Below are 9,409 nucleotides of genomic sequence, written 5' to 3' on the forward strand. Positions count from 1 at the left end.
GCCGATCTCGGCGGTCAGGTGCTCCAGGCGCGGGCTCGCGAAGACCCCGCAATGGCGATGGGCCGCCATCGTCGCCGCGATGGCGGCTTCGACGGCAGCGCCTTCGAGGTCGCCCGCAGCCCCCCGGCGCTCGGCCTCCCGCACCCGGGCATCGAAGGCCGAGAAATTCGCCCGGATCCGCCCGGCGCGCCGGGCGGTCTCGTCGTCGATGTCTCGGCGTCCGTCATGGCGGAGTTCTGACGCAACAATGGCCATCGTGCCCTCCGGGCTTCAGCGATGCGGTGCGGAATCCGCCGTCCAGGTGCCGGGATTGTGGAAGACACCGAACACGTCGGGGGCGAAGACCGGGTGCTCCACGTGGAAGCGGGCGCCGATCCGCGCGGCGAGCAGGCGCTCGAAGCCCCGCTGCCGGACCACCACCGAGACCTTGTAGGTGTCCGCGGTGAGGGTCAGCGGCGGCGTCAGCAGCTCGATCGTGCCGTCGCCCGACAGGGTCTGCAGCTTGGCGCGGTCCGTCATCGTGCTGAAGTTGCAGCAGAGCAGCTCGTCCGATCGCGTGATCGAGAACAGGACATGCGGGTCGGTGATCGGCTCCGAGGCGGTGTAGCGCGCCGTGATCCGCATCCGCTCGCCGTGCCGGAACAGCGTCTTCGGAGCGCCGGATTCGTCGGCGACCGTGACGTCCTGGATCTCCACCGGGTGGTGGCCGCCCTCCGGCCGGAACCAGGGCGCGTCGGCCAGGTAGCTGTCCCGCTCGTAGTGGTGCAGCCCCTCGTCGGTGGGGCCGTCGAAGGCGACGCGGCCGTTCTTGATGTAGATCACCCGCTCGCACATGGTCTTCACGCTGAACATGTTGTGCGAGACGAGCAGGATCGTCGAGCCCTTGCTCTGGAGGCGGCGGGCGAAGTCGATGCACTTCTTCTGGAAGGTGTAGTCGCCGACCGCCAGGACCTCGTCAAGGAGCAGAATGTCGGGCTCGAGATGGGCGGCGACCGAGAAGGCCAGCCGGACATACATGCCGCTGGAATAGCGCTTCACCGGCATGTCGATGAAGTCGCCGATCTCCGAGAACTCGACGATCGCGTCGAACTTTTCCGCGATCTCGTGGCGGTGCATGCCCAGGATCGAGCCGTAGAGGAAGATGTTCTCGCGGCCGGTGAGCTCCCGGTGGAAGCCGGTGCCGACTTCGAGCAGGGCGCCGACCCGGCCGACCAGCCGGATGCTGCCGGTGGTCGGGGCGGCGATCCGCGAGATCAGCTTGAGCAGGGTGCTCTTGCCGGCCCCGTTCATCCCGATGATGCCGACGTTCTCGCCGTGCTTGATGCCGAAGCTGACATCCTTGAGCGCCCAGAACCCCTCCTTGGTCGGGCGCGCCTCGGACCGGCGCGTCATCAGGCCCCGCGCGCCGTCGATGAGCGCCTCGCGCAGGGAGTTGTCGTGCGTGGCCCGCGGGGCACGCCAGTATTGCTTGCCGATATCCTGTACGCTGATCGCCATCGACATCAGATTATATCCGCGAAAGAGCGCTCCATGCGCTGGAAGAAGATCAGTCCGGTGAACAGCAGCAGCGACGACACCGTGACCGAGACCGCGAGGGCGAACAGGTCGGGCGTGGTTCCGCCGAGGATCGCGAACCGGAACGCCTCGATCAGCCCGACCATTGGGTTGAGCGCGTAGAGCCAGCGCACCGAGTCGGGGACGATGCTCGCCGCGTAGACGATCGGCGAGGCGTACATCCAGATCTGGATGAGGAACGGCAGCGTGTGCTTGACGTCCCGGAAGCGGACGTTGACCGGCCCGAGCCACAGGCTCACCCCGAGCGCCAGCATCGCGGTGACCGCGAGCGTCGGCACCGCGAGGACGATGTGCCAGCTCGGCATCACCCCGTAGCAGAGCATCAGCACCAGCATCACCGCGAGGGCGATGGCGAAGTCCACCATCGGCGACACCACGGTGGCGAGCGGGATCACCAGGCGCGGGAAGTAGATCTTGCGGATGAGTTCCGCCTCGGTGACGAGGCCGGTGGCGCTCCGGCGCACCGACTCGGCGAAGTAGGTCCACAGGATGATGGCGCTGCCGGCGAACAGCGCATAGGGCGCCCCGTCGGTGGGGATCTTGGCGAAATGGCCGAAGATGACCGTGAAGATCGCCACCGTGAAAAGCGGCTGCGCGATGGCCCAGCAGGCGCCCAGGGCGGTCTGGCGATAGAGCACCTTCAGGTCGCGCAGGATCAGGACCCACAGCAACCCGCGATACTGCCAGACCCCGGCGGCATCGAAGGCGACGAGTTGATTGTCGGGCCCGATTTCGGTGACCGGCATCGCGGCCGGTTCCGATCTGGGCCCGGCCAGGCCATGTTTCGGCGCATCGAGCGCAAGCGCGTCCAAAGAGTCCATCATTCGAAGCGATCCCGCACGACGATCGGTGCTTGCTGGATCCGTTCGCGGCATCAGCTGCCGGATCGGCGATCCCACTGAGCCGGGCTATCACCGCGGTCATCCGGCACGAATTACATCTTTCGTCGTACCGAGCCTCCCGACTGAAGAGGTGGTTGTCGTTGACCACCGTATTGATTGCTTATGAGGACAGAAGAGACCCCGGGCGCGGGACGTCGTCTCTGTCGATGCCGGCTCGGCCGGCCCGGACACGCGTGCCGGGCGAACGAGCCGTCCTCACCGAGGCGCTGGGCTTCCTCCGGAACGGGGCCACCGCGGGTCCGGCGCAAGATCGGGCTCGGGTCTGAGGAGAACCGCCATGAAGGACGCTTCGGTCGATGGCTCGGACGGCGCGAGCATCCCGTTGGTGACGATCGCCATGCCGGCCCTGAACGAGGCCCAGCACATCGCCGAGGCGATCCGCTCGGTGATGCCGGCCTCAGGGTCGCTCGCGTGTGAATTACTGGTGATGGATGGCGGCAGCAGCGACGCGACCTGCGCCATCGTCCAGGCGCTCAGCGATAAGGATCCACGGATCCAGCTGATCCACAACGCCCGCCGCATCCAGGCCTCGGCGCTCAACCTCGCGGCCCGCCTCGCGCATCCGGGCTCGACCTATCTCGTGCGCGCCGATTGCCACGCGGCCTACCCCGAGAACTGGGTGCAGGACCTGGTGCGGACGATTCGCCAGTGGGACGCCGTCTCGGTGGTCGTGCCCCTTCGGACCATCGGGGTGACGCCGCTGCAGCGTGCCATCGCGGCCGCCCAGAACAGCCGCCTCGGCAACGGCGGCTCGGCGCACCGCCTGGGCGGGATCTCGGGCTACGTCGCCCACGGCCACCACGCCATCTTCGACCGGCGCGAGTTCCTGCGGGTCGGCGGTTACGACGAGAGTTTTTCGCACAACGAGGACGCCGAGCTCGACCGTCGGCTCTGCGCGGCCGGCGGCAAGATCTATCTCGCGGCCGACCTCGTCGTGACCTACTACCCCCGCGCGACCCTGTTCAGCCTGACCCGCCAATATTTCCTGTACGGCCGCGGCTGCGCCCGGACCCTGGAGAAGCACGCCAGCCTGCCGCGGCTGCGCCAGATGCTGCCCCCCCTGGTCCTGCTCTACGGCGTCGCCGCCCTGGCCCTCGTCACGGTCGCCCCGATGCTGCTGATCCTGCTGGCGGTCTATGCGGGGGGCTGCGGCCTCAGCGGTCTCGCGCTGGCACTGAAGGCGCGGGAGCCGGGCCTGGTCATGAGCGGCCCGGCGGCGATCGCGATGCACCTGGCCTGGGCCGCCGGCTTCCTGTCGCATCGGGGCTATCGCCGGACCCTGCTGCGGACCGCCTTGCGCCGGAAGCCGCCCCTGCTCGGCGTCGCACCCGGATCGGACCCGGCGAGCGTCAACTGACCGGGATTCCGCGAACGGGCCATGCGAATCCGGTGTCAGAAGCCGGACGCCGTTCCCCTTCCGTCGCCAATTCCTACCCTGGGCTGTAGTCTCGCGCGGCCAAGCCGATTATCGACACGCGCATCTTTCCGGACCTCAGGGGTCCGGAGTACCCGCGCCGTGCCGTGCAGGCCTTGGAGTGTTGTGACCGTGCCCGACAGGACCCCGCGCCCCGTGATGCTCGTGATCCTCGACGGCTGGGGACTCCGGGACGCGGTCGCCGACAATGCCGTCCACCAGGCCCGCACGCCCGTCTTCGACGGCCTGATGCGAGAGGGGCCCCGGGCGCGGCTGCAGACCTTCGGGGCCGATGTCGGCCTGCCCGAGGGGCAGATGGGCAATTCCGAGGTCGGGCACCTGAACATCGGCGCGGGCCGGGTGGTCATGCAGGACCTGCCGCGCATCGATACCGCCGTCGCGGACGGCTCGCTCGCCACCAACCCGGCCCTGACCCGGTTCATCGACGCGCTGCGGGCGAGCGGCGGGACCTGCCACCTCGTCGGCCTGCTGTCGCCCGGGGGCGTCCACGCGCACCAGGACCACGCGGTGGCGCTGGCGCGGGTGCTGGTCGAGGCCGGCGTGCCGGTCCGCCTCCACGCCTTCACGGACGGGCGGGACATGCCGCCGCGCTCCGCGGCCGGCTGCCTGGAGGCCGTCGAGGCCGCGCTCCCCGAGGGCGCCCGCATCGCCACCTTGTGCGGCCGCTACTACGCGATGGATCGCGACCGGCGCTGGGAGCGGGTCTCGATCGCCTACGACGCGATGAGTGCGGCGCGCGGCGCCCGGTTCGCGAGTGCCCTGGAGGCGATCGCCGCCTCCTATGTGCTCGACCTGTCGGACGAGTTCCTGCGGCCGGCCATCATCGGCGACTATGCCGGCATGCAGGACGGCGACGGCGTGCTGAGCTTCAATTTCCGCGCCGACCGGACCCGGCAGATCCTCGAGGCCCTGCTCGATCCGGACTTCGCGGGCTTCCCCCGGGCCCGGACGGTCCGGTTCGCCGCAGCCCTCGGCATCGTTCAGTACAGCATCGAGATCGATGCCTTCGCCGACACGCTGTTCGGCCCCCTCGACCTGCCGAACGGCCTCGGCGAGACGGTGGCCCGGGCCGGGCGCACACAGCTGCGCATGGCCGAGACCGAAAAGTATCCGCACGTCACCTACTTCATGAACGGCGGCCGCGAGGCACCGTTCGAGGGCCAGGACGCGATCCTGGTGCCGTCCCCGAAGGTGGCGACCTACGACCTGCAGCCGGAGATGTCGGCCGCGGAGTTGACCGACCGCGCCGTGGAGGCGATCGGCTCCGGCCGCTACGACATGATCCTGCTGAACTTCGCCAATCCCGACATGGTCGGCCATACCGGCAGCCTCGCCGCCGCCGTGAAGGCGGTGGAGACGGTGGATGCCTGCCTCGGCCGGGTGGTCGACGCGATCCGGGCCGGCGGGGGGGCGCTGCTCGTCACCGCCGACCACGGCAATTGCGAGATGATGCGCGATCCGGAGACCGGCGAGCCGCACACCGCCCACACCCTCAACCCGGTGCCGGCGATGCTGGTCGGCGTCGATGGCGTGACGCTCGCCGACGGCCGCCTGGCCGACGTCGCGCCGACCCTCCTCGACCTGATGGGCCTCGAGCAGCCCGCCGAGATGACCGGGCGGTCGCTGATCCGGCGCTGAGCGGGCCGGGCGCAGGGCGCTCGGCGGGCGGGATCGTGGCGACGGCGTCTTAAAATGCCGAACAGAACCGTCTGACCTGGTCGAAGACGGCTTTCAGTGGGTTGGGGCCGCCGCGCGACCGATGAGGCGCTCTAACGCGAGCCCAACGACACGCGCATCGAAGATCCGAGCCTTGCGCGCGGCTGAGCCGGGACCACCAGGCCATTGCTTGATGCCCCGCATCATAGCTTCGACGGTGGGCTCGACGCCCGCTCGATGCAGGAGCCAGTGGATGGTGGCAAGAAGCTCCATCCCGAACGGAGATTCGAAGCCGTCGATCAGATCGGTCGTCCGCTCCAGGGCAACGAGGTAATCCTTGCCGTCCGCCTTCAGGTAGGCGGCGATCCGGTCCCGCTGATTGTCCTCGAACCTGATAAGGTCCAGCGGAAGAGCATCGGCGAGTCGCTTATCGCAGTGCAGATAAGTTCCATCCATGCCGTTAAGCAGATGCCTGAGCCGATCAGCATAGGGGCCGTACCGATTGGCCTTGTATGCGAGCGTCAGAGGATTTTGAGGAGCTGTGGCCTCGACTGCACACTCTAGAAGATAAGCTAGCTTCTGCACTTCAAGCAATGAGCACTCGAAGCCAAGCACGGCGTACCGACGTACGAGCTCCGCAACGAGCGCGCTCGCTGGTGTGAGTGACTTTCGACCCTCTCGTTTCAGGACATTCTGGTACGTGGCTGTCGGCTCGTACACGATCACCTCGACCCCGGGGATGTCCCCGAGAGCGGCCTCGATACGTGGGCGAACATCGGCCCAGTTGAGGCCGCCATTGCCGCTGCCGAGGGGTGGTACCGCGATCGAACGTATACCGTTCTGCTCGATCACGCGGCGGAGATCGGCCAAGCCCTCCTCGATCCAAATCATCTTGGACGGGAAGCGCCAGTTGGCCTTGGTCGGAAAGTTGATGATCCAGCGAGGCCCCGTGAGATGGCCGCGCTCGGTTACGAACATGCGACCCGTCTTTACCTCACCCGCTTTGCAGGCAGCTGCGTACGCCCGGAAGTTGTCCGGAAAATTCTCCTTGAACATCAGCGCGATGCCTTTGCCCATCACGCCTACCGTGTTCACGGTGTTGACCAGCGCCTCCGCAGGCGCGTCAAGAAGGTCGCCCTGTGTGAAGGTGATCATCAGAAATACCAACTCTGCTTAGTGCGCACTAGCAACGGTGTTCCCGCTTTGTCCACAAATTTTTGAACGTCTGCGCGGACGCTCTCGCTGTGAACCGCAACCCCCTTCAAGCCGTCCAGAGGCACATGCCTGTGGACTAATGCCTCGGCTTGATATCGCTCCACACGCTCAGGGTTCGTAGGATCCTTTTTGAAGTCCTTGGACCTTAGCGCTACCCAATCTATCTGGTCGAGGCGCTCCACATCACGATAGAAGTTGGCCGTCATCAGATAAGCGTGTCTATCTGTAAATATTAATTCCAAACTTTGATCAATGGCATGGTATATACTTGATACAAATATAAGTATGTCGTCGTTCGCCCGTCGAGTTATGCCGTTCCAGCCCGATTTGATGTTGAACGCCATCGGGGAGAGGGGCGTGAAATAGAAAGGCACGTAGTCGTTCAGGACGCCCCCCGGCCGAACTGGAACAGACCGGCTGCCACGGCGGCCGATAAGATCGAGATTGCCGATGTTGACGTAGCCAGGGTCAGAGCCGTCGGCGTTCCTCGCGTAGAGCCCACGCGCCAGCACAAGCGGCAGATTCTCCCGATGCACGATGCGGAATATGTAACCGTTCTCCTGCTTCAGAAACGCCGTCATGGGTGAAGCTCGCCAGCCCCCTACGGTTGTCGCCTTGGCTCGGACATCGCCGGAAATCCCTCGGGAAAACCCAAGCTTCGTCCATGACCGTAAGGCCAAGCGGTTAGCGATTTACCATCATCCTGTTTCGGCGTGCGACCGTCCCGTCGACTCAGGCCCTTAAAGCATCGTCCCGAAAGGTAGTTTCCGGCTTTCGGACAGGACGATGCGAGAACGGTGACGTCGAGCATCGCTGTGGATCCGGTATCCGGAACGATGCCCTAACGCTTGCGCCCGCATAAGGGGCATCGCCGAAGCGGCAACCGTTATGGCGCATGATGCGTAGGACATGATTGCCCGGCACAGCCTGATCTATGTCGGCTCGCGCGGCTTCGCCGCCGCCCTGAACATGGCCTCCGTGGCGGTGTTCACCCGGCTCGCCCCGGTGGAGAGCTACGGCATCTACCTGTACGTCCTGTCCTGGGCGCTGGTGCTCTACGGGGCGACCTGCCAGTGGCCGAAATTCGCGTTCTTCGCCCTCTACGACGAGGCGCGCGAGCCGGCGCAGGTTGGCACCGTGGTGCGGATCCTCGCCGGCACGCTGCTGCTCGCCGGCCTCGGCAGCGCGCTCGCGGCCGGGCTCGGGCTGGTCCCGGCCGATATGGCGGCCGCGATCCTGGCGCTCGCCTTCGGCACCACCCTGTTCGAGGGGTCCACCGAGATCGCCCGCACGCGCCTGAAGGCCGGTGCGGTGGCGGCCTCGGTGATGAGCCGCGCCGTGCTGATGCTCGGGCTCGGCAGCCTGGCGCTGCACCTGTCGAGCGATCCGCTGCACCTCGCTTTTGCGGTGGCCGCCGCGAACGCCCTGGCGGCGCTGCCGGCCGCGATCACCATCGCCCCGATGATGCCCGGCCGCGGCAGCCGCGCCGAGGCGCTGCGGCTGTTCGCCTATGGCTGGCCGCTGGTGCTGTCCTTCGGCACGGCGGCCCTGGCCCAGAGCCTCGACCGGCTGATCATCGCCAAGACCGTGGGGCCCGCGGGGCTGGGCGCCTACGGGGCTCTGGCCGACTTCCTGAAGCAGAGCTTCATCGTGTTCGGCGAGGCGATCGCCCTGTCGCTGATCTCCATCGCCAAGCGCGAGGCGCGGGTCGGCGGCATCGCGGCGGCCTCCGGGGTGCTGAGCGACGCCGCCCGGGCGATGACCCTGATCGCCGCCTTCGGGGCGGTGTTCTTCCTCTGCTTCGACGACCTCGTGGTCGCGGTGCTGCTCGGGCCGGCCTACCGGGCGGAGGCGCGCGCGCTCGCCCCGGTGCTGATCCTGGCCAGCATCCTGATGATGTTCCGCGCCTATTATTTCGGGCAGGTGATCTACTTCACCCGCACCAGCCGGCTGGAGGCGGGGGCGGCCTTCGCAACCCTGGCGGCGGTGGCGGCACTCTCGCTGCTGCTGATCCCGACGCTCGGCGCCGCCGGGGCGGCCTTGGCCTTCGCGGGCGGGCAGGCGGCGGCCTGCCTCGTGCTGGTGCTCGGCGCCTACCGGGCCGGCACCACGATGCCGCTGCCGCTCGCCGACATGACGGGGATCGCCGGCGCGGCCCTGGTCTGCGGCGCGGTGATGGCCGGGATCGGCCTGATCCCGGGCGGCCTGATGCCGCCCGGCCAGGCCCTGCGGCTGGTCCTGCTCCTCACCGTGGCCGGGGCGACCGCGTGGCGCTACGACGTGCTCGGGTTCGCCGGGGCGATCCGCCACCGGCTCGCGGCCTGACGGGCGCGCCATGCCGGACACCGCGACCCTTGCCGGCGGCCTTGTGGCAGCGGTCCGTCCCCTCGATCCGGCCGCCGCCTGGATCCCGGCCTGGCGGGCGCTCGGTGCGGGCGCCGTGGTCCGCAACCCGTTCTACGAGGCCGGCTACGCGCTGGCGGCCCGAGACCCCTTCGGCGACGGCGTGCGGCTCCTGATCGTGGCCGACCGCCCCCCCGAAGCGCCGGGCGTGCGGATCCTGGCGGCCTGGCCGTTCCGCCGGCTGTGGCGCCGCTGGGGCGTGCCGCTGCCCGTGCTGATGGGC

At 67.9% G+C, this 9,409-nt stretch carries 7 protein-coding genes and 2 pseudogenes; 4 read left to right on the forward strand and 5 right to left on the reverse strand.

The features are described from left to right. From FV228_RS12450 to FV228_RS12460, 3 genes and pseudogenes are all read right to left on the reverse strand, one after another. Window positions 1-255, reverse strand: a pseudogene (locus FV228_RS12450) (glycosyl transferase family 1); the annotation flags it as partial. A 15-nt stretch (window positions 256-270) separates the two neighbouring features. Further along, window positions 271-1,503, reverse strand: a complete 1,233-nt coding sequence (locus FV228_RS12455; RefSeq protein ID WP_147854908.1) for an ABC transporter ATP-binding protein — start codon at window positions 1,501-1,503, stop codon at window positions 271-273. Continuing rightward, window positions 1,503-2,321: an ABC transporter permease gene (locus FV228_RS12460; RefSeq protein ID WP_238262047.1), complete on the reverse strand. Its 819-nt coding sequence runs from the start codon at window positions 2,319-2,321 to the stop codon at window positions 1,503-1,505. Before FV228_RS12460 ends, FV228_RS12455 begins: the two co-directional genes overlap by 1 nt. 433 nt (window positions 2,322-2,754) lie before the next feature. On the opposite strand from FV228_RS12460, the gene FV228_RS12465 reads away from it, so the two are divergent. Continuing rightward, window positions 2,755-3,834 (forward strand): glycosyltransferase family 2 protein, encoded by a 1,080-nt coding sequence (locus FV228_RS12465; RefSeq protein WP_147854910.1) that lies wholly within the window; start codon window positions 2,755-2,757, stop codon window positions 3,832-3,834. Between the two features lie 216 nt (window positions 3,835-4,050). Further along, on the forward strand, window positions 4,051-5,550 hold the full coding sequence (gene gpmI, locus FV228_RS12470; RefSeq protein WP_147854914.1) for a 2,3-bisphosphoglycerate-independent phosphoglycerate mutase: 1,500 nt from the start codon (window positions 4,051-4,053) through the stop codon (window positions 5,548-5,550). A gap of 93 nt (window positions 5,551-5,643) precedes the next feature. Here gpmI and FV228_RS12475 read toward each other — a convergent pair whose 3' ends face one another. Together FV228_RS12475 and FV228_RS12480 are read right to left on the reverse strand one after the other, a co-directional pair. Further along, window positions 5,644-6,723: a macro domain-containing protein gene (locus FV228_RS12475; RefSeq protein ID WP_147854911.1), complete on the reverse strand. Its 1,080-nt coding sequence runs from the start codon at window positions 6,721-6,723 to the stop codon at window positions 5,644-5,646. After that, window positions 6,723-7,364 (reverse strand): DUF4433 domain-containing protein, encoded by a 642-nt coding sequence (locus tag FV228_RS12480; RefSeq protein WP_147854912.1) that lies wholly within the window; start codon window positions 7,362-7,364, stop codon window positions 6,723-6,725. Before FV228_RS12480 ends, FV228_RS12475 begins: the two co-directional genes overlap by 1 nt. 328 nt (window positions 7,365-7,692) lie before the next feature. Between FV228_RS12480 and FV228_RS12485 the strand changes: the two genes are divergently transcribed. After that, the gene (locus tag FV228_RS12485; RefSeq protein ID WP_147854913.1) at window positions 7,693-9,108 is read left to right on the forward strand and encodes an oligosaccharide flippase family protein; all 1,416 of its coding nucleotides are present in this window, start codon (window positions 7,693-7,695) and stop codon (window positions 9,106-9,108) included. Window positions 9,109-9,118: 10 nt separating this feature from the next. Further along, window positions 9,119-9,409, forward strand: a pseudogene (locus FV228_RS12490) (GNAT family N-acetyltransferase); the annotation flags it as partial.

This window comes from Methylobacterium sp. WL18, assembly GCF_008040015.1.
GTDB lineage: Bacteria > Pseudomonadota > Alphaproteobacteria > Rhizobiales > Beijerinckiaceae > Methylobacterium > Methylobacterium mesophilicum.

Bases quoted from the DNA above. Each gene is read 5' to 3' on its own strand.
- FV228_RS12475 (WP_147854911.1), bottom strand. From the start codon at position 6,723: ATGATCACCTTCACACAGGGCGACCTTCTTGACGCGCCTGCGGAGGCG.
- gpmI (WP_147854914.1), top strand. From the start codon at position 4,051: ATGCTCGTGATCCTCGACGGCTGGGGACTCCGGGACGCGGTCGCCGAC.
- FV228_RS12480 (WP_147854912.1), bottom strand. From the start codon at position 7,364: ATGACGGCGTTTCTGAAGCAGGAGAACGGTTACATATTCCGCATCGTG.
- FV228_RS12465 (WP_147854910.1), top strand. From the start codon at position 2,755: ATGAAGGACGCTTCGGTCGATGGCTCGGACGGCGCGAGCATCCCGTTG.
- FV228_RS12485 (WP_147854913.1), top strand. From the start codon at position 7,693: ATGATTGCCCGGCACAGCCTGATCTATGTCGGCTCGCGCGGCTTCGCC.
- FV228_RS12460 (WP_238262047.1), bottom strand. From the start codon at position 2,321: ATGCCGGTCACCGAAATCGGGCCCGACAATCAACTCGTCGCCTTCGAT.
- FV228_RS12455 (WP_147854908.1), bottom strand. From the start codon at position 1,503: ATGTCGATGGCGATCAGCGTACAGGATATCGGCAAGCAATACTGGCGT.